The organism is Shewanella sp. SM21 (assembly GCF_025654335.1).
In the GTDB taxonomy this organism is placed as follows: domain Bacteria; phylum Pseudomonadota; class Gammaproteobacteria; order Enterobacterales; family Shewanellaceae; genus Shewanella; species Shewanella oncorhynchi.
This window is the reverse complement of sequence record NZ_JAKKRL010000001.1, coordinates 143,426-169,110: the sequence shown is the minus strand read 5'-3', so window position 1 is coordinate 169,110 and position 25,685 is coordinate 143,426. Positions and strand designations below refer to the sequence as shown.

Below are 25,685 nucleotides of genomic sequence, written 5' to 3'. Positions count from 1 at the left end.
AATTTAGGTTAACTAATTGGTTTTATTATTTAAAATAATCTCAACCCTATCTTGAAAAGGATTAAAGATGAAATCAGTCGTGTTAGGTGAAAACCTTATCGTACCGACAAAAATTCTCTGCATTGGGCGTAACTATGTTGAGCATATCCATGAATTAGGTAACGAAATCCCCGAGGATATGGTGGTATTTTTAAAGCCCAATTCGGCTATTTCGACTGTGCTTCATTCTGAGCATCAAGGGGAAACCTTGCATTATGAAACCGAGCTGTGTTTTATGTTTCAAAATGGCCGTTTCAGTAGCGTCGCCGTCGGTTTAGATCTCACAAAACGTGATTTGCAAACTAAGTTAAAAGCTAAGGGATTACCTTGGGAGCGAGCAAAAGCCTTCGATGGTGCTGCGTTATTCAGTCCCTTTGTGGCGATTGATGATGCAGAGGCACAGCTGCATTTCACATTGAGTATCAACGATAACTTGGTCCAAGAGGGGCATATCGATTTAATGATTTACAAACCTCAGACCATATTGTCCGAGCTACAGGCATTTATCAGTCTCGATGAGGGCGATATCGTAATGACAGGCACGCCCAAGGGCGTGGGAAGCATTCCCGCTAAAAGTGTATTTAACGTCACGCTGAGCCGTGGCCTGCAAGCGAGTGCTGAACCCTTACTCGAATGGCAGTGGTTAAGTGTTTAGTGATAAATCGCTGAGTTGCTCGCATGATTGAACCTGATGACGTAAAAAAGACTGCTGTATTGCAGGTGCCAACTTGCCAGCCACTGCAACAATATTTGATTGCGTTAGGGGCGAGTCAAGCTGCTGTTGAACGTTACTTACCACAGTTTAAAGCGTTAAACGTGCCGGCGGGAGAGGTGCTTCTTGGCCAAGGAAATGAGCAGTCACAGGCATATTTTGTGGTGGATGGTATCGTGCGCGCTTGCCATTATACACAGGAGGGCACAGAGCGCTGTAAGGAGTTTTATTTCGAGGGTGAACTGTGTTTTTTGTATGTCAGTTGGCTTAAGCAAATTCCCGCTCGTTACCAATTAGAGGCCTTAAGCACCTGTAAACTTATCCAAATGCCGTTATCTGTGTTGGATGATACTTCGCTGCAGTCAGTGCAACTTGGGTTACTTAAACAGCAATTATTGTATAAAGAACAAAAGGAAGCCTTTTTACTGCTGCACACACCTGAGCAACGTTATCTGTATTTACGCGAACATTCACCACTTTGGCTTGAGCGGTTAAGCCAAGGTCAGCTAGCTAATTATATTGGCATTACGGCAATCAGTTTGTCGCGTATGCGTAGACGACTTCAAGACTCTCTTTAACGGTTTTTGCTCCCAGTTAACTTAAGTTAATGCGCTAAAGCGCGATTCCCATGATGCTGCGCTTTAAGTTGCGCTCTCAAGTCTGTAAGCTTTCAATCTGAGTGCGCATTATTACTTAAAGCGAAGGAGCTTAATAAGTTGACTGCGTTTACTTTGTCTCAAATTTTGGTGGCGATAGCAATTATCTTCGATCTGATTTCGTTTCAATTTAAGGCGCGGGAGCGGATAGTCGCTTGCCTTTTTGTGTCTGGCATCTTGATTTCAATTCATTTTTGTTTGTTGGAGCAATGGACTGCCGCAGGCTTAATGGGCATAGCCACAGTGCGTTATCTGACCAGTATTTTTACCACCTCAAAAGTAGCCCTATGGTGTTTCTCTATTGCTGCACTTGTGATGAGCATTGTGACCTTTAATGGGGTAACGACTGTGATCAGTTGTATAGGCACCTTGTTTCAAACCCGCGCCGCATTCTGTCAAAGGGATAAAAATCTCAGACTGCTTATGATAGTCGGAACCAGTTTTTGGCTCGTTCACAATGCCTTAGTGGGATCGCCTGTGGCAGTGTTAATGGAGGTACTCTTTATTGGCAGTAATTTGGTGGGCTATTATCGACACTATTTTCGTGGGCAGCTTAAGCAACTGCCGTGATCAGTTTAAATAATCTCATTGATAATTAGAGATATTATATTTTATAACGGCTAATCACTGGGGACTGTTGTAATCGTCGCTTGGCCGCCGATGTGAAGCTAATGCCAGTGTGGGTTGGCTCTGGAATGATTAGAGTCCCGCGACGGCTTCCATATCCAGTTCGATATCTGTGCAGCCTTTAGCACAGTAGATCCCTGCCGCTTGTTCTGCTTTTGCCTGCTCTGGCAATATCACTTTAAGTGTCTGTTTACAGCTAGGACATTGCACTGGCTTACCTTTAAATACCCGTTTAATCAGATTTTTCTGTTCATTAAACGAGGTTGCTGTGGTTTGGTTTAACACGGCAAAGGGGCTAGTAGAAGCAGTTGTCATCGGTTGGCAGATCCTTAGGCTTGATAAAGTGTTATCACGAGAGTGTTATCGCGAATAGCGAGATTATAGCCTGAGTTGCGCTGTTATTGAAAAGCTTCAATGTAAGCTCATGCTTAACCCATCGACCAGTGGTATTAATAGTCAATTAACGTATCGGCCATCACATGTGATGGCCGACATTGTGCGATGAACGATTAGAGGGAGCTTTGCCAAGTCGATGGGCGAGAGTAACGTGCGCCATCTTTGACTCTGGCGCGGATGTGTTTGACATCATTAAGCTTGAAAGCTTGGCGGTAGCTTAGCCAAGGTCCTGAGTCGAGTTGGTATTCCAACTCGGCATTGGGATATAAGCTATTGACCACTAACTGCTGATGTTCAACACGTATCCCAGGCGGTGATATGCGATAGAAAATTCCCGCTTTAGCTAACTTAGGTTGTACCTTATTGGCATAAACCGCGGTGAAAATTTGCCAATCCTGTTTGAGGACTTGCTCGGCTTGGCCCTTGAGTTGGCGGGCGAAATGTTGAGTTTGCTGACTATAGATTTTACCTTGATAATCATAGGCTAATTCCCATGGCGCCTTATGCCATGCCCGTTCGGCGAGGGCGACCATGCGCGGGAATAACATGTATTCTGCTTGCTCATCCGATTGCACCATTTCGCTCCAAAGATGCCCCTGCAAGCCGTAAAAACTGTGTCCCGGTTTGAGCTGGCTGTGGCTATCGTCCGACACAAATGGCTGATTTAAGCTATTGTGCCAGCGCTCGGCATGTGCTGGTAGATTATCGGGCATAAAGCTAAACACCTTAAAACTGTCTATTGCCCTCGAGGCCCAATGATTGCCGCGCTCATCTGGATGGCTAGCATAGGGGAAATCAAAATAGGTGACTTCTGGCGTTGAGATAACGACCTTCCAGCCCAAATTTGCTTGCTTATGGGCGATTTGATGGCCGTTGTCTGAAATCTGCGACCAAGCGTTAGATTGCACTTGGGCGGGCATGTTTTCGGGACGCACTTCACCCATACCATCATTCCAACCAGCGGCAATAATCCCTTTCTCCGCCAGCATATTAGCAACGCGTTCGATAAAGTAACCATTGAGCGAATGCAGTCCGGTTAACTCATCGGCTTTTTGTTTTTTCATTGCGATACACGCAGGGGATTCTACCCAAGCGCCTGCGGTTTCATCGGCGCCTATGTGGTAATGCACTAAAGGAATGCCTACGGCTTGGTGCATCTTTTTAACTTCATCAATCACAGTATCAATAAAGTGATAGGTGCTCGGCAGACACACATTGAGTGTGTTGTCGTGGTAATACTGAATCGACGAATATTGGGTTTTATCTGTAAATTCAGTCAGTAAAAACTCCTCCGCTTTAGCTTTGTCTCCCTTGGTGAGGTAATGGTGATAACGCGCCTCCATGGATTTTATTGCGGCGCGTGAATGCCCCGGCATGTCCAGTGAAGGGATCACTTCGATATGGTGAGCATCAGCCAGTTGTAATATTTCTTGGTATTGCACCACGGTTAAGTAGCCATCGACGGAGTTAACGTCCGCTATGCCGCTGCCCAGTTGTGGCAATAAACAGGTTTGCTCGGTTAAATCGAAACAGCGTTTTGCGCCCACATCGGTCAGTTCAGGTAAGTCGGGGATGGCTAAACGCCAACCTTCATCGTCGGCTAAGTGCAAGTGCAGCTTATTGATTTTATAGGCGGCGAGCTGTGGGATAATGCGTTTAATAAAATCGAGCGAGTGAAAGTTACGAGCTAAATCGATATGTAGGCCGCGAAAGGCGTAGCGAGGCTGGTCTTGAATATCGATGGCGACCAGTTGATCGTCACTTAAACTGATCAACCCAGCTAGGCTCTGTAGGCCATAAAAGAGTCCCGCTTCACTGCTCGCTCGAATACTGATTTGCTCAGTCGTTATGGTTAACCGATAGGCTTCGCTACTTTTAATTTCACTATCATGGGCTTCAGTGCTTGCGACTTTAGGTGCTTGAGTATCGAGTTGCAATAATAGAGGCGTGCCTTTGTCCTTGGCCGAAAAGCCTAAAGAATCGAGGTAATCAAATGCCGCCTGCCGTCCCTTAAAATCGACAGTTGCAGCCGCGAGTCGATAACCTTTAGCAAGGGATAAAGGCGCCGAGTTTAGGCTTTGGCTATGAAGTGGCGTGGGGATGAGTTTGCCGCTAATGTCAGGTGCTTTGTCTGCGGCTAAGGCTTGATATTGCTCTGCTAAATACTTGCCATCGGCAAAGGGGGTTGCATCGTTTTTTGCCAGTAAGAATTGTTTCTCGGCATTAAAGGGCGCCAGGTAGTCTTGCTCGGCTAAACCTGTTTCTTTATCGCGCCTTGTTTGAGTGCTCTTTATGATCTGCGCCTTATCGCCCATAGCGACAAAGAAGTTTGGCATAAACTCGGAACGGGTGATTTGGCTACCTTTGCTATAAAACTCAATATGATAAACTTGATTGGCGACGAAGCCCTTAAAGCTGGCTTTAGGAGTGATTTTATGTAAATCGCCATTGATATGCTCAATGCTAAAGTCACCCGCATCGACGAAATAAACGGGCGATAATTGGCTGAAATAAATTTGCCAGTCGCCATGATTTAGCTCTTCGCTGGATAACTTGTCGTTGGATAACTGAGTGGGCAGGGTTAGCTCAATGGCGGAGCGATAGCATTGGGCTTCTTTAGCGGGACAGGTTTCAAGATAACTAGCGGTTAGCTGATAATTTAATTGGAGCTTATCGGCCAATTGATTCAGCGCGACATGATTTGCCTCCTGCACAGCATTGGCGGCCTGTACTGATGGCATAACAAGTATTGAAAGCACCGACGCCACGGGAAGCACTGCCATGACCCCGCTGACTAAGGCCGTCTTAATCCTCTGCCACTTTATCATCCCTTTCTGTGTTATTTGTCCTTTCACTTAGCTGAGTCCTTTTGTTGTAAAAACCACTGCGCGGCACCTATGAGGGCTGCATTGTGATGTTGGCTGGCTGAAATCGTCAAGTCTGTCAGTTGCGGGCCATAGACTAAGCTTTGCAATTTCTGTTTAAGCGCTTCAATAAAAAAGGGAAAGCTTTGGCTGACTGAGCCGCCAAGGATGATATCTTTGGGATCGTATACCAGTAAGGTTTGGGCGATCATGTGCGCCAAGTGTTCGCCAAAATGGGCGAAGGCTTGTAGCGCTTGGCTGTCACCTTCACAGGCTTTTTGGTACAAATGCTCACCACTCATGTGATGATGAGTGGTGAAGTATTGCCCCGAGCAGTAGTGCTCAATAATGCCATCACGATAACTCAAGCTGCCGATTTCACCTGCGGCGCAATGTTTACCCGAATACAGCTGACCATTAAAAATCACCCCTGCGCCTACGCCAGTGCCTAAGGTAATCCCGAGCATGTCTTGATTGTGATTGAGCACAGCTTCGCCGAGGGCAAAGAGGTTAGCGTCGTTATTCACAACAACATCCATTTCAAAGGTATTTTGCAGTTGCTGGGCTAACTGCGTTGCTGTCAGCGCAGGGATGTTGAGCACTTCGAGTAAAGTGCCGCTCTGCATATCCACCATGCCGGGTATCCCGATGGAAATACCACAGGTTTCAGATGTGAGGTGGCTGTGGATACAGGTCACGAGGAAATCTAATAATTGTTCAAAATTGCCATCGGCGGGAACAGGATACCGCCAAGTGTCGAGTAAGGTTTTACCTTCCACCTGTGCCAACATCAGTTTAGTTCCCCCAAGATCTAAACATAGGACGCTCATAATAGCTTGTTGCCTCTCGTGTTGCTTGTTGCCATCGGCTCGTCATTCTTTGAGGCCGCTTTTGTTGAAAATAATGTGGTGTTTTTAATTAAGGGACGAGCCGTTAGGGCGACATAGCCTATGTATGCCATAGGAATTAACAGCACTAGCATCCCGAGCCGTAACTCGCCGGATAGCTCGCTGATAACACCAATGATCGGCGAGATAAACGCGCCGCCGATAATGCCAGTACAGAGAATGCCGGCGAATGATCCATGATCTTGAGTGCGCGAATTGAGCGCCAACGAGAAGATCACCGACCACATGATAGAAATGAAAAAGCCAACCAATGGGAAACAAATTAATGTTAGTTGGCTCGGTCCCCAAATCGCCACCAGAAAACAAACCAGTGAACTAAGGGAAAAACTGAGCAGCAAGATCTGACTGTCGATAAGTTTAAGTAGCAGCAAACCGAGTAGGCAGCCGAGCGTCATGTAAAACCAAAAATCGCTAACCACATTGGCGCCGACACTTAAGGTGTCAAAACCATGATATTGCAGCAAAAAGACTGAGATACTGTTAGCAAGCCCTTGCTCAAGCGCAACGTAGGCGGCGATAGCGAAGAAGAATTTCAAAACGGTTTTATCTTTGAAAAGGCGTAAATGGGTCTCGAGGGCACCTGCCGACTCATCTGCCAGTTTATTCACTTTGGGCATCTTCACTAGGCTGGCAAAGAGCACCATGGCGAGCGCGACCACGGCGAATAACCAATACATGGCGAGCCAACTCATGTTCTCGGGCAATAGCTGTTGCACATAGTTGGCTGATGCAACACTGGCTTGATCTAAGGCGACAAAATGCTGATACACCAGCGGCGCTAAGGTCGCGGCGCCGCCAAAGGCAAGTTGGGCCAGTACGGAGAAAAAGGCAAAATGCTCTGGCCCCGCAGCTTGGCGCAATAAGGGATTCACTGCTACCTGCAATAAACTCATGCCAGTGCCAATACAAAACAGGCTAAACATGGCGATGCTAAAGGTGGGCAGACACACAAAAGTCACGGCGCCGATAAACGCGAGGCTAAAGGCTAAGATGATCACCCGCTTTTCACCGTACTTGTCCACCAAAATCCCCGCAGGAATCGATGTCACGCCGTAGGCGATAAAAAACGCAAAGGGAAATAACCCCGCCAACGTCAGGCCGATAGCATAACTGTCAATTAACGCAGGGAAAATCGGCCCCATACTGTTGGTCATCAAAGAAATCACAAAGAAAGTGCAGAGAACAAACAGAATGATGAGTTTGTGTTTCATGTGCTTAGCCAATTGAATTAAGTGAAATTCATTGTGGCTTGACGCTCGCCTTGGTGGTGATACGAATGGTGCCTCTGTCGATACTTTTCTCACATAGTCAAATCGTGTTTGCGCTGATTGGGCTGATTTACATCAGGTGCTGTAAATACTTGCTGTAGATAGTGGGCAGCAGATAGCTGCTGCGGATGAGCATAGAGAAAACCATGTTTTAGCCTCTGCTGATAACCTGTTTACTTGTAAAATAGTTACCTTTAATTAACATTGGATAGAATAGTATTGGAGTGGCGGATTTTAGTATCACTGCAAGGCTGACTTGCTATAGACAATAGTGCGCGAAGGCACAGCTATTTCGCCGCGCTGATAGGTCAAGGCTGGCATTAAAAATAAGGTCTAAGTAATTGAATAATTTAACAGGATGCAATAACGGCTAGCTTGAGTGAATGGCGTTGATCTGTAAGGGCTGATTGAAGCTAAGGAAAAGGAATGAGCAACTGGAGTTTAATGGATGAAACCTCTGTGTGAAAAAGTGATCCCCGATGAAAATAGCTCTTGGCGTTACTTTCGTTATGAATGGGACCACATGGATCTCAATTGGCATTATCACCCCGAGTACGAAATCTGCTTAACCCTCAACAGTTATGGTATGCGTTATGTGGGCGACCATATTGCCCGTTATGGCGATTATGATTTAGTGATCATAGGCCCAGATATGCCCCACGGCTGGCAATCCGAGGTTAACCTTAGTGTTTTAACTAACGAGGTTTCAAAGAACGATTGTTTGAAAGGCGGCGCTTCAACTGCGGTCGGTTTGAAAGAGCCCGTTTTGATGGGCTCCGCTTCGAAAAGTCGAGTGAAGGAAGTTGTGTATGTGGCGCAAATTCCCGCAGCCTGGCTACACCAAATTGTGAATGAGCAGCGCGAGTTAGCATCCTTGCATTCGCTGTTGACCCATGCCAAACGGGGCGTGTTGTTTAGTGAGGAAACGGCGCGCAAGGCCCATAGCGTGTTTATCGCGATGGAGACGGCTAATCCCTTTAAACGCTATATATTGTTATTGGAATTATTAGCATTATTACAACAGGATAGTCAGCAAGAACTCTTGTCTAGTACCTTGTTCACTCACGGCAGTAAGCTCGACTTTACTGTGAAAAAGCTCGATAAAGTGATTGAGCATATTTATGACAATTACACTCAGGCCTTGTCGGCACAGGATTTGGCAAAGTTAGCGCACATGAGCACCAATCACTTCCATCGCTTCTTTAAAAAACGCACCGAGAAAACCTTAACTGAGTTTATCAATCAACTCAGGATCGCTAAGGCGTGCAAGTTATTACTCTCGAACCAGAGCCCGATTTCAACCATCAGCGATCAGTGTGGTTTCAATAATTTATCTAATTTCAATCGACGCTTTATTCAATTTAAAGGCGTTACGCCGAGTCGCTTTCGTCAGCGCTTTAGCAGTAAACAAAGGGCGATTTAACCCTTACTATCACGAATGCTTAGGCTGAAAATACTGCTCCACTAAGGTTTGGCAGTATCTTATTGCCTGGGCGGTGATGTCCGCTGAAATCGGCTCAAATGGGCGCTTCAGTTCGGGGTCGTGGTAATCCATTCCAGCTAACAGCGCATACCAAGAGGGGCGAAAGTAGGCGAGTTGCTGATCGTATTGGTAAAGCAGTAAATCAAAGTCTTCCCCTTGATACCAAGCTTGCAATAGTTGCGTCAGCCTTTGGGAAATGGCGACTTTTCTCGCTGCCACCCAATAAGGTTCGCTGCGCTGACTGGTGACATAATGGGCCTGAATGTAATCCTTTATGCCGAGCACTAACTGCATTACTGCTTGATTTAATGTTTGTCGACTTAAGGTTTCTGCCTGCTTATTTAATTGATAACGCTCGAATAATGACATAAATCTTTCAAGGGTGAATTGGGTCATCATGATCGACGTGGCTTCGAGCGGTTCGATAAAACTTTGCGCAAGTCCTATCGCCAGCACATTGTTGTGCCAAGCCTTGTCACTGACGCCGACCCGCAGCTTGAGAAACCGCACTTGGGTCGACTCGGGTAAATTTACACTGTGCAATAATTCCTTAGCCGCGGCATTGGCACTGAGGTGGCGACTGCTATAAACATAGCCATTACCAAGCCTGTGGGTGAGGGGAATTTGCCATAGCCAGCCCGCACTGAGCGCCGTTGCGCGGGTATGGTACTTGGCTTGCTGTGCTTGGGTTTGCAATGCTTGGGCTTGCAGCATTTGGGTTTGCTGTGTTTGAGTGGTGTCCATTAATGCTGGAACAGGAACAGTGACGGCGCTGTCGTTGAGCAGTTCATTGGCGAAGGATTGAAAGGGTACGCCTAGGGTTTTATGAATTAACTTAGCGCTAAAGCCGCTGGCATCGATAAAAAAGTCGGCGTTAAGTCGTTCGCCATTCGCCAGCATTAAGGCGTCTATATGTTGGTTTTGGGTTGTTGAAACTTCAATGACATCGCCGATGAGGTGTTTTACGCCGCGTTGGCAAGCGTATTCTTTCAAGTAGTTGGCCAGTTCAGTGGCATCGAAGTGATAGCCGTATTCGTTGGTGCTGGGCAACGCTTTATTCGGCCTAGGGCTGAGATTATGTTTGGCCAGTACACCGCTGGAGAAAAACGCATCGGGTTTAACGGCACTGCCATGACCGCGGCGTCTTGCATTGGCGTTGATAAAGAAAACTTCAGCGGGTTTCACATCCATTTGACAATAGAAGGGGTGAAAGTATTGCTGTCCGTCCCCATTCCAGTTGATGAAATCGATGCCAGTTTTATAGCTGGCGTGGCATTGTTCCATCCAATCTTTTTCGCTAATGCCTAAGTTGTCCATAAAGCGTTTCAAGTGTGGCGTTGAACCTTCACCAACGCCTATGGTGCCTATGTTGTCCGATTCCACTAAACAGAGTTCAATGGCGGCAAATACGGGGTTATTCGCGAGGGCTGCCGCTGCCATCCAACCTGCGGTTCCACCCCCTAAGATAATGATTTTTCTGATTGCTTGCTTCACTTTCATGGTTTATCCCCGCTGTATTATCAACGCAAAAAGCCGACCCTAAGGTCGGCTATGGTGTGATTCAAGATTAAAATTTATAACTGGCACCGACGAAATAGCGTGAACCAAATTCGATGGTATTTTGCGTCAATCCATATTTAACATCATAGGATTGTACCACTTCATTGGTTAAGTTAACCCCTTCGAGTGAGATATCTAAGTTCTCCATTGCATGCCAAATAATCGAGGCATCCACTTGTTGATAGCTGTCGTTTAACACGTTTTGAATATTACCTACGCCTAAGTATTCTGAACGCCAGTTATAGGCGATACGGGCGCTGAACAGATCATCTTCGTAGAAGAGTGAACCGTTGAAGGAGTTTTCTGATACGCCTTCAATCATCTGCTCGGTGCCATCTGGGCGAGTGCTCTTACTGTCAACATAGGTGTAGTTGGTTAAGAAGCCAAAACCGCTTTCAAAGTTATGTTGTAGCTGGATTTCAAGCCCAGTAACAGAGCCGCTACCGCCGTTGGCTGGGGCTGTGACACGGCATTTATCCCACTCGGATTCTGACGCGCCGCAACCTTCAATGTACTGAGTCGACTCAGTGACAAACACTACGTTATCAATATCTTTGTAGAACAAGGCCGCCGACAGCATAGAAGATTCAGTGAAGTACCATTCGATGCCAAGGTCGGCTTGATTCGCCTTATAGGGTTTTAAATTTGGATTACCGCCGGTCGCAGTACCAAAGTTTTTCGCTATCGCTAACCCAGGTTTAAGATCGCTGTAGTTGTTACGTGCCATCACGGAAGAGGCCGAGGCGCGTAGGATTAAATCTTCTTGCAGATCGAAGGCGACGTTGATACTCGGTAACCAATTATCGTAATTAACGGATTCATTGTAGGGTTTGCCATCGGCAAAACCGGTTGAAGTTTGGTCAGTGTTAATGTAGCGCACGCCAAAGTTACCACGGTAGAATTCGCCGCTGAAATCCGCTTGGGCGTACAGGGCCAACATATCCTCTTCGACAGTGAAGGTGTTACCGAGATCGGCGACTTCCACTAACTCGCCATTGGCGTATTTCTCGCTGATAAACGCCCACCATTTGTCTTCATCTAACTTGGCATAGGAGTCGAGCACATTGCCACCGCTCTGGGAATGCAGGCCAGACAGTACGCCATCGCTCCAGTTGGCTAGGTTGCCATTAGGCACGAAACCTAGGATTTCTGCGGGGTTACGATTGAAGGCATTACGCTCGAAATCACTGGTGTTGTACTTAATCCCGACCGCAATTTTATTAATAAAATCATGATCGAGTTGATATTCGAAGTCAGACTGTGCGTAGGTGACTTTATGATCTTGCACTGTGGTTTCGTAGTTGGCTTCCTGCGCATGCTTGAACTGGCTAGCATCGTTGGCATCTAGGCTCGTGAGCACCACTTGATAGGGACCGGTGGCATCGTAACTAAAGCCACCATCGACACTGCCTTGACCATTAGGGAAGGCGGGATCGCCAATTTTGCCGCCTTGGTCCGTCGCAGGGATCCACCAAGAAGATGAGCCGCCTTGGGTGCCGCCATCTGAGGTCGATTGGCCAATGACGCCGCTAAGGGTGAAACTGTCCCCGACGTATTTTCCGGTTAAGTTGAGTACGTCAGACTTCATATTGACCGCGTGGCGTACCACAGGGTTATAAATAATCGACGCATACGCTGGCAGAATCGTTGCCGATGCTGTGCCGCCTTGGGCGTTATTTACTACGTTGGTGGAGCCCGAACCGCGGGCGCCAACGGTTAAGAAGTTATGGTTTACGTGGGGGATATCGAGTTCAAAATTAAAGTAATCTAAGGTGAACTCTGTTTTTTCAGTCGGTGCAAATTGCAGTGTGACTTGGGCACTGGTCCGTTCGCGTTCGGCCCTAAATGCCTGTGAGCCAATCCCCCACGCCCCGACAGTTGATTCTTGGTCTTGTGCAGGATCGGCAGCGAAGTATTCATAATAACCGCTGAGCGATTCCAGTACTTGGCGGCCGCTGGTAATTTTCTCTACTGAATAGGCGCCTAAAATGCCGAACTTTTCATCGTCATTTTTCCAGCTTCCGACGAAAGATCCACTCGGATCTGTTTCATCGTACAGGCTGCTTTGGCTCAACTCACCCGCCACTTGATAAGTGTGAGCATCGAGATCTAAGGGCTTACGGGTTTTGAGATCGACAGTGCCGCCCAGCGCACCTTCTTCAAGGCTAGCGGTTGGCGTTTTGTGGACTTCAACCGCACTGACTTGCTCGGCTGACAATAATTCCATGTTGAAGGTACGAGTGGCAGGACCAAGATCATACCAAGAGGTGCTGGCAACGGTTTGACCGTTCAGCAAAATACGACTCTGTTCTGGCGCTGTACCGCGAATGGTGACCCCACTCACTTCACCGTATTGCCTATCGACCGTTACCCCAGAAATGCGCTGCAGCGCATCACCAATGTTTTTATCGGGAAACTTACCGATATCTTCCGAGGTGATGGCATCGACCGTGGAGTCGGCGAAGCGTTTGGTATTCATTGAGGCTTCAATCGAGCGACGTATGCCGCGTACTTGGATTACCTCAATATTTTCTGCAGTTGCCTCTTGTTGCTCCGCCGCGACTGCGGTTGAGCTCATCCCGAACAAGGCGTTAGCGATACATAATGCGAGCAAAGAGCTCTTAAATAGTTGACCTTCTGACATGTTATTGCATCCCTGTAGTGCTTTTATGTTGTTTTTTTCTCCAGTTAACTTACCTGTTATCGAATTGTTGATGCGGTACTTTTCACACTAGGATTGGTATTTTTCTATTGTCTTTGAAGGGGATGGTTAACTGGGCGCAAAGGCAGGATTTATCGACTTAGCGTAGAAAAGTATGGCTTGTTGCTAGGATGGTATAACTAATGCCGGCGGGATTACTCACTATAGATAAGCTAAACGGATGAGTGAACTCGCTGTCTACAGGTTATGAATTAACCAGTGCGTAAAGAGAACTAACTTATTCATCTTTAAACATTATTTATAGGATGAAATCATGAAACTGAAATCGATAGCCGTTGCAGTTGGGCTTTGTGTTGCGAGCTTGAGTACTGGCTTAAGTGCGGCCTACGCCAGCGATAAAACCATTTACCTTTACCTTTGATGATGGTCCAATTGACGCGACCTTAGGGCTGTTAGATGCGTTAAAGGATGCCAATATTAAGGCGACGTTCTTTATTAATGCGTTTCATATGTATGGCGAAGGGGATGAAAACGAGGCATTAGCGGCTGTCGCCCTACAACGTTTGCTAGACGATGGTCATATTCTGGCAAACCACAGTTACGATCATATGCTGCATAACTGCACTGATGGCGTGCAATCTGGGGCGGCATATTGTAATCAAGTTGGACTCTGGCCTGTAAAATCCTATCAAGATGCGGCCACCGATTTCACCTATTTTGTGACGAACACGGCCAAAGTGGTTGAACTTATTCCTAATGCCGCCAGTTATCCCAATAACAAGATGACTAAGTTGGCACGTTTGCCTTACACCAATGGTTGGCGAGTGACCAGTAAACTCAAAGGAGACGGCTTGTGTGCGACATCCGATACTGTGCCGCCTTGGGATCCTGCTTTTGCTTGTACCGCAGAAACCTCGACCAACAGTTCGCAAGTTGCGGTGCAAATTCAAAACATGCTCGCCGAGAGTGACTATAAAATATTTGGCTGGGATCTAGACTGGGGACCAGAGGATTGGGGGGTTGCTTTTCCTGCTGAATCCATGGCCGATGGGGTTGAGCTGGTGGCAAAAGTCAATCAAGTGATTAACACCTACGCAGGAACGACGATGAATCCGCTTAACAGTCGTACGCAGAACTTAGATTGTAGTGATGGTTTACATAACGGGAAAGTGGTTATCTTGACCCACGACTTCCTGTTTGAGAATGCTCACCGCGGACAAGGTGCAACCATCAACTTGCCTAAAATTAAGCGTTTTGTTGAAGAAGCTCAACGTCAAGGGTATCGTTTTGATACGCTAGATAACTATGCCCCTGCTTGGCAGGAACAGCATAATTATCAACTACCTGAGTTTGTGTCCTATCAAGATAAAATCTATTCCCTAGTGCAAGCACATTTCTCCCAAAGCAATTGGCAACCAAGCCAAACCCCAGCCTTGTGGAAAAACGAAAAGTAGTGATGTATTGGGCTGAGTATTTACTCGGCCCATCATATTTGTCGAGTAAAAGGCATGTTGCTGAACTTAGCCTGACAAAATTCAAAATAGCGGCATTTTTTACACTTTACCCACTTCGCTTTAACTCAGTATCTGTAATACTGCTCCGACATTGATTTGAAGTTTATCGGTGTTAGAAAAGTAGCGCATAACGAGCGCGATTGGGGAGAGAAGATGAGTACGTTTGTAAAATTAACCATAGCGGCAACCTTAGTGGTATTAGCCTTACTTGCTGCGGGTATTTACCGTTTCAACATGACCAATGATGATATTTATATGGTGATGGAAGATGGACAGGTGATGCAATACGATGAGGCCATGGCGCATGAAAAAACTCAGGCTCAGGCGAATGAGATCGAAACTGTTACACCTTTTGAGGTAAAGCCTGTGGCGAATGCATCGGAAGTGATGCTTAAACTCTTTAGCTTAAATACCGCCAATCCTGTTGAAATAACGCTGCCTGAGGGCGGCAAGTCCGTTGCACTGACACATTTTATTAAGATCAAGCAAACAGAGTTTGCTATGGGCGATTACCAAGATGGTGAGGTAAAAGGTCGAGCATTACTCGATTACTTGCGCATTACACCGTTAAATTTCGATCCCGCTCTAGAGCCGGACACCCAAAGTGACGCACCGATTCAAGATGATCCTAAAATGCAAACTATGCCCTTTGTGGCGCCCTTTATTGTGACGACTCAAGGTTCGGGCGTATTTTGGTATCTTGGATTGTTTAATCTGGATTTTAAACACAATAGCTTGAAACACTTAGGCAGTGTCATGCTTGGCGATCGAATCGAGGTGGATAGTATTGAACCTGTTTATCCTTTTGAAGCCCCATTTAAAATTGCTGTGACTTATCGTGATAGAGCGTCTGACCAACCCATGTCTGAAACCCCTGAAATAGTCAAAACCATAGAGATGATAGTGAGTGAGACCAGCATACATAAGTAACGTGTAAATGCCATTATGGATCTACGTAGGCTTATGCTAAGTTGTTTTTCGGTCTGTGGGTGATGTTTGCTTCAGTAGCAAGCGTTAGCAGGTAATAGGTCAGCATAAGATTTCGACAAGGAGAGTGTCATGCAAGTTAGCAAAATCACTGGGAAATTTGATGTTAAGCTCACTCCTGATAGCCCCTATGCTACTGGTATTGGTGGTGTGACGTTAGGACGTATGGGCTTAGATAAAACCTTTTATGGTGAGCTTGAGGGGCGCAGCAAGGGGGAAATGCTCAGTGCTATGACGTCAGTCAAGGGCTCAGCTGGCTATGTGGCCATTGAACAAGTGGTTGGTAATTTGTGCGGTAAGCAGGGCAGTTTTGTATTACAACATTTTGGCATTATGACCGATGGACAAAATCGTCTGATCTTAGAAGTGATACCCCATTCTGGGGCGGGGGAGTTGCAGGGGTTAACTGGCACTATGACCATCAATATTGAGAATGGCCAACATTTTTATGCATTCCAGTTTGGCTTTGAAGCTTAGTTTGGCTTTGAAGCTTGAGTAACGCCTGTGTTTTAGCTCAGTTTTCTGTAACTCTTCTCCTTTATGATCATTCGAGTCATCTGAATTCACCCTTCTTAATTTAAGCGAGTAAGTCTTTTCGATTGAGTCTGAAAATGGGCATAAAAAAACCAGCTGAGGCTGGTTTTTTTGATTCTTTTTTCATAAAGCACTATCGAACCTTGAGTCTAGATCGGTGTGCTGTTACTTAAAATACGTTTAATTTAAAAAATGCCGTTGTCGCGAGAGTTAAGACACTTTTTTAACAACTTTAATTTTATCAACGACCTTTTTCACATCGTCGGTATTTTCGGCAATTTTCAGTGCTAGTTGACGTTCGGCATCGCTGGCAACTTCACCTTTCAATGTGACTATGCCATTGGCAACATCCACATTAATTTGGGTGCCGGATACGTCAGTTGAAAACAGTAAACGCGTTTTGATGACTGTGGCAACTTTAGAGTCAGTTAAGGTGGCAACAACTTCACTGGTGCCTTCTTTTTCATTCATCACAGTGAGTTGGTTATCGACATCTTTCACCCCATCTAAGCTCTTGATGAGCTCTGTGGCGAGGGCTTTATCCACACTGCTTTCCACTTTACCTGTTAACGTCACTTTACCATCTTTGACATCTGTAATGATGTCGAAGGAATTGAGATTCGTGTTGAGCAGTAAAGTGGTTTCTGCTTTACCATCGATCCACGCATCCTTGGTTCCGCCTTTCCAATCTTGGGCGGCGGCCACATTTAAACTGATTGAACCGACAAGTAAAGCCACTAGTACTGATGCTGTTGTAGTTTTCATAATCATATCCTCCGTTGTTTTCTCGAAGCTAGATAATGCGCTAATCGTGCCAATGTTTTTAAGGTAATGATTTTTAATGTTTTAATTGTTTTATTTGGCGTTTTTATACCTTGGCGTTTTCCTTTTGGTCGGTCTTTTTTACCGACAAAATGTAATTTTTTCTGGCATGCTGAGCCATCATTCGAGCATAAAAAACCGCACTCATCAGTGCGGTATTATGTCTGTAGTAAAAGTGGAGGGGAGTCGGTTAAATATGGCTCACTTAGCGACAGGGAATTAATGGTGATTGAGCGATCCTGTACCGTCGTAACTCATTTGCAGCCAAGCGGCACCCTCTGCAAGTTGGTTTGCAAGTTGTGGCTGATGCGCTTGCCTTACTGCTTGTTTTATTTGGATTAGCACTTGCTGCTCTATATCGACAAGGGCGGTCATAGCCTGCGAAATTTGGCACTGTTGCAGCAATTCTGTTGCTTGAGTATAAGTGACGGGCACGGTGTGACTTAGGCCATTAATTGGCTCGTCAGCCAAACGTCTCAGCTGTTCAAACCGAGTTAACATTCGTTGGTGGATGTTAGCTTTGGCGGAAAAAACACGCTTAAGATTATAGTCTTCGACATACCTCCTCGCTTGGTTGTAAAATGTGAGTCCTTCTTGATTCAGCTTGATGATTTCATCGATCAACATGATATCGGCGCGGATATCAGTCTGATGTTGCACAACATTAGACTTCATTATGGGCCTCCTAATGCCAGTGTTCGACATAGATTGTTTAACTGCTTGGGTAAACTGATTTTGTTTCGTTCAGCTACCATGCATATTCTGTTCTCGTTTTTAATGATATTTTAACAGGCTGATTTTTAGACTGATATTCTCCGTTCATCGAGATATCATCTTAGAACATCGGCAACTATTACCGTTGCTGTTGTTAAAATTTCATGGCTGACATACAGTAGTTTTTCATACAGGGAGTAGATACGCATGGCTCGACTGACACTTTTTTATCACTTGCAGGATGTTAGCGCCGAGCAAGCAATCATCGAACTTGCTGGCGCTGCTGACTTTAATAAGCTACGCAGTGTCGATGACTTACCTTGGATAGAGCAGCTAGGGGCAAATCACGTCGATGTTGCCATTATTGAGTTATCCAGTCTTAGTCGTGAAGATTACCTTGTGCTGCTGGATAATGCGGCCATGTCAAATATTGAGTTTATTTTTCTCTCCGACGGTCAGCCAAACCCCAATCTTGATCAGTTAATGTCTCATTTTGCTGGTTACCACTTTCGCAAACCTTACGATATGCCGCTAATCAGCGAAATTTTTGCTGATTTTGCACAGTATTTAGCATCATCGCCTAATCGACTGCATCCTTTTGCTAGCGAGCTAGACCAATACGGTTTGCTTGTTGGTTCATCAGCTCCTATGCACAAGCTATATCGCACAATTCGTCGCGTTTCTGCGACAGGCAGTAATGTGCTGATTATTGGGGAAAGTGGGGTCGGGAAAGAACTGGTTGCTAATACCATACATCTTGCCAGCCCTAGGGTGAACGAGCCTTTTATTGCGATTAACTGTGGTGCATTAAGCCCAGAATTGGTCGACAGTGAGCTGTTTGGTCATGTCAAAGGCGCATTTACGGGGGCGAATCGGGATCACAAAGGCGTATTTGAACAGGCTGAAGGCGGGACCTTGTTTCTCGATGAAGTCACCGAAATGCCGATTGATCATCAAGTGAAGTTACTCAGAGTGTTGGAAAATAGCGAGTATCGTCCTGTGGGTGGCGACAAAGTGCAACGTGCAAACGTACGTATTGTGGCAGCGACTAACCGTGATCCCATAGTGGCGATAGAGGCTGGGTTATTTCGAGAAGATTTGTACTTTCGTTTGGCTCAGTTTCCCATTCGCGTTCCGCCCTTACGGGAACGTGGCGAGGATATTATTGGGCTTGCGCAGCATTTTCTTGCCTATCGTAACGTGGCCGAAAAGCAGAATAAGAGCTTAGCTGAAGACTGTATTCAGATGATTGCTAAGTACCCTTGGTCTGGTAATGTGCGCGAATTAAAACATGCAATTGAGCGAGCCTATATTCTGGCCGATCAGGATATTTTACCCAGCCATTTACAGCTACCTCAGACGAATGAAGTGGGTTTATGTGGTGGTGAACAAGTTGTTATCCCCCAAGGCATGCGCTTAGATGATTTAGAGAGAATCGCTATTTATCAAGCACTAGAAACCACTCAAGGTAATAAAACGGATACCGCCGAACAACTGGGGATCAGCGTTAAAACCCTCTACAACAAGCTCAGCAAGTACGAGCAGCAAGTCGAGACCGGTGAAACGACTGCTGAATAAACATTAATTATCAAATTAATATTGAAACAGAGCTAAGTTTTATACTCTTTTTTTTGTAAATAATAACTCCTATTCTACAGCCCTTAAACAGAAAAAGCGGAGATAGAATATGAAACACTTATTAACAACAGCATTATGGCTTTCTTTGACAGCCAGTAGTTTTGTAAACGCCACCCCAGCAGTAGGAAGTCTTGAAACAGTCGCTGAATTGCCAATACGACCTGGCAATGTCAGCGTCACTGCACAAGGTCGGATTTTTGCCACAGTACATCCATTTGATACACCATCAGGTTTGCAATTGATTGAAGTTAATCGTGAGACCAACGCTTATAAAGCTTGGCCTTCAATGGATTTGCAAAAAACATCGACAGCCAATACTGCTCAATTTGATACCTTATTAGGTATTGCTCAGGACAAGGCTGGACACCTCTGGACCGCAGATATGGGGTTAGAATTAGGCCAAACAAGGATTTGGGGATTCAACATTAAGGACGGCAGTCTATATAAACAAATCGTCCTACCACAAGCTCTCGCGCCTAAAGGCAGCTTTATGCAGGATTTGGTTGTCGACTCTCAAAAAGGCTGGATTTATTTAGCTGATATCGCCAACCCTGGCCTCTTAGCGGTGCGTATCGACGATGGTCATACAATACGTTTTTCAGGTCATAGCTCGCTGCAGGCCGAAACGGATGCAGTAATGAACATAGATAACAAAACAACATTGTTTAATGGCAAAGTCGCCAGTGTAGCGGTCAATCCAATCAGTTTATCTGCCGACGGAAGTACACTCTATTATGGTGCAATGAATGGCACTCACTGGTATCAGTTATCGACTGCAGCTTTACAAACAGGCAATAATGATAAAATTATCGCCACGGTAAAATTAGTCGGAGCCAAGCCTGTATCAGATGGCGCAGCAACGTCCAAACAAGGTAATCATTACTTTACCAATTTGAACCACAATGCCATTTCCATGCTAGATAACAAAGGCACACTAACAACAGCGGTCAGTTCTCCACTACTGGATTTTCCAGATAGTGTGCAATTTGGTGAAACAGGCTGGTTATATATTTCAGTGAATCAATTGCATAAAGCAAAAGCCTTTAATGGAAAAGCCGAAACAGCCAAACCGCCTTATCGCATCATGCGACTCTGGACCGGTGAGGATACTGCTGCGGGTCAATAACACCTTAGCTGCAACTGCAAAGTTGCAGCTTATATTTGCAGTATGAGTTATATCGCAACTGGTATTTACGTTGATGTGAGTCTTTGGTTTAACTCGAAAGCGTCTAGAAATGAGTTAGGTGTTGATTGTGCAAACTATCAATGCCTCTTATTGTTACTGGCACAGGTCAATATTGAATGGTGAGATAATTTTTGGAACAAGGAACAAGGAACAAGGAACAAGTTCAGTGAAACTCAATCAACCTTCTAAAAATGCATTTTATATTCAAACTCTGAGTACTCAGTACCGACCTCTATTATGGCTGTTTGCTGCTGGGTTATTACTGCTTGGTTTACTCTGCGCCAGAGCAACCTATTTACAACCCGATCCGATACTACAGCTCGTTCTCGGCTGGGTAACACTGTTTCTATTGTTACCCGTGTTACCGACTGCGTTTGTTCAGCAACAGTGTTGGTTAGATGCTGAGCAACAGCAATTGTGGCTCGGTAAAGGTTTATTCAATGGGAGGTATATGGGATTGTGGCGGTGGCGTTCCTATGCCTTTTCGGACATCAAAGCAGTGCAACTTTATCAGCTGCAAATCACCCGCTGGCATCAGATCAGCCGCAATCGCCAAGCGGAAGATACTGTCCAACATTATCTGGCTTATTTAGAATTGCACCAGCCCAACGGTGCTCAATTGATATTGGGTGACAGTACTGATAGAAAGGAATTACAACAAGTTCTACAGCAATGTGCGCAGGCAATAGACTGTAAATTTCAGGATTTTAGTAACACCACTCAAAAATCACTTCCCAAAGGTAGTGAATTTAATTTCATGCGGGTACTGGTTCTGCTGGTTATATTTATTTTGTTGAATATTTTATATTTTTTGTTCGTTCTATAAATGCCCAGTCATCCAGCCTAAAAAGTTAGGCTGGATGTCCTCCACAACGATCACTCATCTTGCTCTGTGGTTTCCTGATAAGGAACAAACACTTTTAGAGATGCTGGCTGGACTTCAATAGTGAGATCCGCTGGCTCAAATACTTCACCATCAATCACATATTTACACTTAGGCTGGCTGCTGATGGTGACCTTTTTAGCATGTGCATGATGGACTTTACTTGCACTCGCTTGTTGATCTCGCACATTTTTATTGCCTTCTTTTACCCATCCTGCAATCGCTAATTCAGCGAGGCTAAGCAACTGCTCTTTGGGTTCATCGCCAGCATCCAACAAAGTAATGTCGAGCAAACCGTCGGTCATGTTTGGTTCGCCATCGCCCTGCGCCAACACGCTGGTAAACGGTGCGGCATTGGCAACGATTAGGCTATGGGTCGTCAATGTTGTGGGTTTTGCATCATCTAAGCTGAGCTGGATGGTTAAAGTGATATCGGCATTCACTGCGCGCCATAAGCCATCGAGGTAGGCAAACTGGCCGAGGGCATTTTTACGCTCACGGTTTGCGGATTCAATCATTTGTTGCTCAAACCCTATGCCCACAAGCAACAACACTAACGCCTCATTACAACGCGCGGTATCAATGGCTTGGCAATGCCCTTGAATAATATTATCCAGCGCCTGAGAGATAGGAATAAGCTTACTGCCTAAACCAAAGAGGGCATGGCTGAGGGCATTAGTTGTGCCAAGAGGAATGATGCCTAAGACGATATCCGTATCAACGATTTGAGAGGCCACTTCAGTCACAGTACCATCGCCACCACAGGCGATAATGATATCAGCGCCTGCATTACGGGCTTGCTCGGCGAAGATATTTGCAGTTTCGTCTGCTGTTGTGAGTTTTAAAGTCAGGTCAAAATAGGCTTTGAGTTCATCTTTGATTTGCTCGCTGTATTCTTGCCATTTCCCGCCACCAGAGACTGGGTTGGCGATAATCCACGCCACTTTGTGGATGTTAATTTTCCCTTGACTGAGCATGCGATCGAGCGCGCGTAATTGCCATTTGTTTAAGCCAGCGGTTTTGCGAATTTGCTTTATCTGCTGCAGTACTTCGGCGAAGTGCTGTTGTTTATCTTTACAAACCAAATAAGCGGCGAGTACCAGCACTGAGCGGCCACGACCCATAGCACAGTGGATGAGTACCTGTTTATTGGCGCGCACTTGGCGGTGCAGCCAGTTAACGGCTTGATTGAGTTGGGCGCTGGTCGGTACGCTATGGTCGAGGATGGGAATATTTAAATACTCGATATGATCTTCAAATTGCGACCAATCTAAGCCATCAAATTCAGCGGTGACATCCAGAATGGCAGTGATCTTATTGGCTTTAATCGTTTCCAGATCTGCGGAAAAGAGTCTACAGCCGAGATACAGATGTTCATCAATCCTCTGCATGGGGGGTACTGAATCGTATTTTCTGGCCCAGTGGTTATAGAGTCGACTGCCTAATAAAAAGGGAATAAAACCCCAACGAATATACCAAGGGATAGTGCCATCTTGGCGTTTTCTAAAAATACTGGCGAGATTAAACCAATAGGCTGAACCGACTAAAAACAGTGACAGACTTGTCCATGCACAAATGAAAGTGAGCAGGGGAGAAGTGTCTGTTACTGCAAAATAGGCTAACAATACTGCACCTGCAGTGTACAAATATTTGATGTGGATCTTCGTTAGCATGCAAGCCCTCCAATGCCATTGTTCTTGGTTAAAATCGTTGCACTTGAATGGATAGATGTCGAGATGAGAGATGCAGAAATGAGCGAGTCTAAACTAAAAGGGTGGCAGTAGACGAGTCTATTGCCATCCTAAAGTCAGGTTTGTTTAGCACTTAGTATCTTTAGCTTTAACACCTTCTTTGACTTCTTCACAGGCATCTTCGATGGCGTTACCTGTATCAGTCATTACTTCATCGATTTTTTCGCCCGCGTCTTCGGCTTTGTTATCACTACAGGCCGTTAAACCTAGGGCGAGTAATAATGCGAATGCTGCACTTGTCATCAGGGTAAATGGTTTCATATCTATCTCCTTTTCTAAAAAAATTATAGTCGCGGTGATTTACCCTTAAGGGCATTGATCAGCAGAGAAATCACTAATAACACAATAAATATGAAGAAAATGATTTTCGCTATTCCCGCCGCTGCGCCAGCAATCCCAGCAAATCCTAACAACCCGGCAATCACGGCAACAACTAGAAATACTAATGTCCAACCTAGCATAATAACCTCCTGCCCTTGTATTAATCCTTCTCATGACCGTTTGTGTCACTTGTAAGGTAACGGCTAATGGCTCTTACTTGATTGCGATCTTAATGCCAACTTTAAAAATTTTAAGTAGTTAATTGATTTTAAATATAATTTAAATCATTTTATTTAAAATGGTGTGAGTGAATTAAAAGAGGGGTAGGCAATTTTTACCTAAGCTTCGGTAAGAGTTTCAGCCTAATACGTTGAATCAAAGACTGTGAGCTGATGTCGTTCATAAGTAAAGACAAATAAAAGCCGACACTGTGAGTTTGTGTCGGCTTGAAGATATTATGATCTTATAATACAAGATGATAGGAGCTAAATACGTTTAAAAACGATTTAGCGGTTTCCAGCGCTGCAGGCTAACTGGAATGCTCGCGCCTTGGGATAACAGCAAGTTAATGCGGGATTGATATGCTGCGCCCACCATTAAATGTTTGGCTAAATCCACCGCATTACGGGCCTTATAGTCATCTAAATAACTGCCTTTCGCCCAAGCATTAAATGCGCCGAGCGCTGGGCCTGCCCAAATTTGGTAATCCATTTCGCGGCCGATTTCGCCTGTGTTTGACCAGCGGCTAGACAGACCCAAATACCAGCGGAAAATCAGCGCCATCTTACGTTTTGGGTTATCTAGTGCACGCTCGATTTGCTTAGGATCGCGCTCGTTAAAGTGGGCGACAGTGCCCGCCCAAATATCATCGAGTGATGAACGGAACACTTGCTCTTCGAGCTTTTTACGCTCGTCCGCAGGGATGGCATCAATCGAATCGTAACGGGTGTAGATCTCATACAGCTTATTGGCGCGCATCGGGAACAGAGTGCCGCGCTTAACCACTTGTAATTTCACGCCCATTTCGAACATATCGGCGGCAGGCGCCATAGTTACATCGGCCATTTCTGTGGTGGCGAGTAACTTACGAGTGTGTTCACTCGCGCCCGCTTCGACGCAGGCTTGGTTGATTGAACCTGTGACGATAAAGGCCGCGCCCATGTTGAAGGTGGCTAATGCTGCATCGGGTGTGCCGACGCCGCCGCCAGCACCTACGCGGATAGGCGTTTTGTATTGATACTTAGCTTGGATTTCATCTTTAAGCGCCAAAATCGTCGGTAATAGCGTGACTAATGGACGATTGTCGGTATGGCCGCCGGAGTCGGCTTCGGCTGTGATGTCGTCTGCCATGGGCACCAGTAATGCCATCGCCATTTGGTCTTGGCTGATAAGGCCGTCACTCACTAATTGCTGGAGGATTTTGGCCGGCGCCGGCTCCATAAACTTAGTCGCGACTTCGGTGCGGCTGATTTTAGCGATGACTTTGTTGCCAATGACTATCTCGCCATGTTCGTCGCGGCTCAAACCTGCTGTGCGGTAATAGACGATTTGCGGCGTTAAGCCTAAAAATGCCGAGGCTTCGACCGTGCGCACTTTATGTTTTAAGAATAACTCAACACTGCCGCGCTCTAATGCGGGCTCGCTTGGGCTGTGAATTAAGTTAAAGGCATAAGGACCATTAGGCAGCGCCGCTTGAATGCGGGTAATGGCCGCTTCAACGCGGGATGGAATTAACCCCGCCGCGCCAAACGAACACAAAATGCCCGCTTGGCCCAGCGCGATAACCAGTTCTTCCGAGGCAATACCGTTGGCCATAGCGCCAGCGTAGTAAGCGTATTTAACCCCGTGTACGCGGCGAAAATTACTATCGCCTAAACTTTGGGTGCCAAGGGCAGGGGCAAAGGCGCTGACAGGGTGCGAGCCCAATGGCGCTTGGCTGTCACTTGTGGTCACTTCAGCCGTTTGCGCTATGCCTAAGCCTTTTTCACTGTGATTGACTAAGTAGCAGGCTTGACTTAAATCTTTGAGTTTTTTGCCTAATGAGTCGATATCAAAGCTCAGCTCTGCATCGTTGACTTGCCACGGCCAAGGGCTGAGTTTTTCGTTATTGCTATTGTATTGATCGAGAGTATGGCTAGTCATAGGTGTTCTCATGTTATC

22 protein-coding genes are annotated in these 25,685 nt (G+C 45.8%); 10 read left to right on the top strand and 12 right to left on the bottom strand.

Annotation, left to right across the window (positions count from 1 at the left end):
• Positions 1-67: 67 nt before the first annotated feature.
• From L5L94_RS00680 to L5L94_RS00670, 3 genes are all read left to right on the top strand, one after another.
• The gene (locus L5L94_RS00680; protein ID WP_131525338.1) at positions 68-694 is read left to right on the top strand and encodes a fumarylacetoacetate hydrolase family protein; all 627 of its coding nucleotides are present in this window, start codon (positions 68-70) and stop codon (positions 692-694) included.
• Positions 695-717: 23 nt separating this feature from the next.
• Positions 718-1,329 (top strand): Crp/Fnr family transcriptional regulator, encoded by a 612-nt coding sequence (locus tag L5L94_RS00675; RefSeq protein ID WP_219253582.1) that lies wholly within the window; start codon positions 718-720, stop codon positions 1,327-1,329.
• Between the two features lie 138 nt (positions 1,330-1,467).
• On the top strand, positions 1,468-1,977 hold the full coding sequence (locus L5L94_RS00670; RefSeq protein ID WP_263160708.1) for a YgjV family protein: 510 nt from the start codon (positions 1,468-1,470) through the stop codon (positions 1,975-1,977).
• 129 nt (positions 1,978-2,106) lie between these two features.
• Here L5L94_RS00670 and L5L94_RS00665 read toward each other — a convergent pair whose 3' ends face one another.
• The 4 genes from L5L94_RS00665 to L5L94_RS00650 form a co-directional block, all read right to left on the bottom strand.
• The gene (locus L5L94_RS00665) at positions 2,107-2,349 is read right to left on the bottom strand and encodes a hypothetical protein (RefSeq protein ID WP_006080930.1); all 243 of its coding nucleotides are present in this window, start codon (positions 2,347-2,349) and stop codon (positions 2,107-2,109) included.
• 194 nt (positions 2,350-2,543) lie between these two features.
• On the bottom strand, positions 2,544-5,285 hold the full coding sequence (locus tag L5L94_RS00660) for a family 20 glycosylhydrolase (RefSeq protein ID WP_263160706.1): 2,742 nt from the start codon (positions 5,283-5,285) through the stop codon (positions 2,544-2,546).
• Positions 5,282-6,124: an ROK family protein gene (locus L5L94_RS00655; protein ID WP_263160704.1), complete on the bottom strand. Its 843-nt coding sequence runs from the start codon at positions 6,122-6,124 to the stop codon at positions 5,282-5,284. Before L5L94_RS00655 ends, L5L94_RS00660 begins: the two co-directional genes overlap by 4 nt.
• Entirely contained in the window at positions 6,121-7,413 is a 1,293-nt protein-coding gene (locus L5L94_RS00650) for an MFS transporter (RefSeq protein WP_263160702.1), read from the bottom strand. The genes L5L94_RS00655 and L5L94_RS00650 overlap by 4 nt, the downstream gene beginning before the upstream one ends.
• A 505-nt stretch (positions 7,414-7,918) precedes the next feature.
• Here L5L94_RS00650 and L5L94_RS00645 point away from each other — a divergent pair.
• A complete protein-coding gene (locus tag L5L94_RS00645) occupies positions 7,919-8,893 on the top strand; it encodes an AraC family transcriptional regulator (protein ID WP_263160700.1) in 975 nt (324 codons plus the stop codon).
• Between the two features lie 9 nt (positions 8,894-8,902).
• Here L5L94_RS00645 and L5L94_RS00640 read toward each other — a convergent pair whose 3' ends face one another.
• Both L5L94_RS00640 and L5L94_RS00635 read right to left on the bottom strand, forming a co-directional pair.
• Positions 8,903-10,453 (bottom strand): tryptophan halogenase family protein, encoded by a 1,551-nt coding sequence (locus L5L94_RS00640; protein ID WP_263160699.1) that lies wholly within the window; start codon positions 10,451-10,453, stop codon positions 8,903-8,905.
• A 67-nt stretch (positions 10,454-10,520) separates the two neighbouring features.
• Positions 10,521-13,157: a TonB-dependent receptor gene (locus L5L94_RS00635; protein WP_263160698.1), complete on the bottom strand. Its 2,637-nt coding sequence runs from the start codon at positions 13,155-13,157 to the stop codon at positions 10,521-10,523.
• 395 nt (positions 13,158-13,552) lie between these two features.
• On the opposite strand from L5L94_RS00635, the gene L5L94_RS00630 reads away from it, so the two are divergent.
• From L5L94_RS00630 to L5L94_RS00620, 3 genes are all read left to right on the top strand, one after another.
• The gene (locus L5L94_RS00630) at positions 13,553-14,629 is read left to right on the top strand and encodes a polysaccharide deacetylase family protein (protein WP_263160696.1); all 1,077 of its coding nucleotides are present in this window, start codon (positions 13,553-13,555) and stop codon (positions 14,627-14,629) included.
• A gap of 213 nt (positions 14,630-14,842) precedes the next feature.
• Positions 14,843-15,619 carry a hypothetical protein gene (locus L5L94_RS00625; RefSeq protein WP_263160695.1) on the top strand — a complete coding sequence of 259 codons (777 nt, stop codon included), beginning with the start codon at positions 14,843-14,845 and terminating at the stop codon, positions 15,617-15,619.
• A gap of 129 nt (positions 15,620-15,748) precedes the next feature.
• Complete coding sequence (locus tag L5L94_RS00620) at positions 15,749-16,153, top strand: DUF3224 domain-containing protein (RefSeq protein ID WP_113941065.1); 405 nt, start codon at positions 15,749-15,751, stop codon at positions 16,151-16,153.
• A gap of 267 nt (positions 16,154-16,420) precedes the next feature.
• Here the strand turns inward: L5L94_RS00620 and L5L94_RS00615 are convergent, their stop codons facing one another.
• Positions 16,421-16,975, bottom strand: coding sequence for a BON domain-containing protein (locus L5L94_RS00615; RefSeq protein ID WP_105249747.1), 555 nt, complete (start codon positions 16,973-16,975; stop codon positions 16,421-16,423).
• 276 nt (positions 16,976-17,251) lie between these two features.
• On the bottom strand, positions 17,252-17,707 hold the full coding sequence (locus L5L94_RS00610; RefSeq protein WP_028760642.1) for a hypothetical protein: 456 nt from the start codon (positions 17,705-17,707) through the stop codon (positions 17,252-17,254).
• 246 nt (positions 17,708-17,953) lie between these two features.
• Here L5L94_RS00610 and L5L94_RS00605 point away from each other — a divergent pair, with 246 nt between their 5' ends.
• The 3 genes from L5L94_RS00605 to L5L94_RS00595 all read left to right on the top strand — a co-directional run bounded on the left by L5L94_RS00605 (position 17,954) and on the right by L5L94_RS00595 (position 21,396).
• On the top strand, positions 17,954-19,324 hold the full coding sequence (locus L5L94_RS00605; RefSeq protein ID WP_219250162.1) for a sigma-54 interaction domain-containing protein: 1,371 nt from the start codon (positions 17,954-17,956) through the stop codon (positions 19,322-19,324).
• 109 nt (positions 19,325-19,433) lie between these two features.
• Positions 19,434-20,510 carry a major royal jelly family protein gene (locus L5L94_RS00600; protein ID WP_263160693.1) on the top strand — a complete coding sequence of 359 codons (1,077 nt, stop codon included), beginning with the start codon at positions 19,434-19,436 and terminating at the stop codon, positions 20,508-20,510.
• A 226-nt stretch (positions 20,511-20,736) separates the two neighbouring features.
• Entirely contained in the window at positions 20,737-21,396 is a 660-nt protein-coding gene (locus tag L5L94_RS00595) for a hypothetical protein (protein WP_173245898.1), read from the top strand.
• Between the two features lie 50 nt (positions 21,397-21,446).
• Here L5L94_RS00595 and L5L94_RS00590 read toward each other — a convergent pair whose 3' ends face one another.
• The 4 genes from L5L94_RS00590 to pfaD all read right to left on the bottom strand — a co-directional run bounded on the left by L5L94_RS00590 (position 21,447) and on the right by pfaD (position 25,667).
• Complete coding sequence (locus tag L5L94_RS00590) at positions 21,447-23,126, bottom strand: diacylglycerol kinase family protein (protein ID WP_263160690.1); 1,680 nt, start codon at positions 23,124-23,126, stop codon at positions 21,447-21,449.
• 144 nt (positions 23,127-23,270) lie between these two features.
• The gene (locus tag L5L94_RS00585) at positions 23,271-23,465 is read right to left on the bottom strand and encodes a hypothetical protein (RefSeq protein WP_028760637.1); all 195 of its coding nucleotides are present in this window, start codon (positions 23,463-23,465) and stop codon (positions 23,271-23,273) included.
• A gap of 23 nt (positions 23,466-23,488) precedes the next feature.
• Positions 23,489-23,665 (bottom strand): DUF1328 family protein, encoded by a 177-nt coding sequence (locus tag L5L94_RS00580; RefSeq protein WP_028760636.1) that lies wholly within the window; start codon positions 23,663-23,665, stop codon positions 23,489-23,491.
• Between the two features lie 355 nt (positions 23,666-24,020).
• Positions 24,021-25,667 carry an eicosapentaenoate synthase subunit PfaD gene (pfaD, locus tag L5L94_RS00575; RefSeq protein ID WP_263160688.1) on the bottom strand — a complete coding sequence of 549 codons (1,647 nt, stop codon included), beginning with the start codon at positions 25,665-25,667 and terminating at the stop codon, positions 24,021-24,023.
• Between the last annotated feature and the right edge of the window lie 18 nt (positions 25,668-25,685).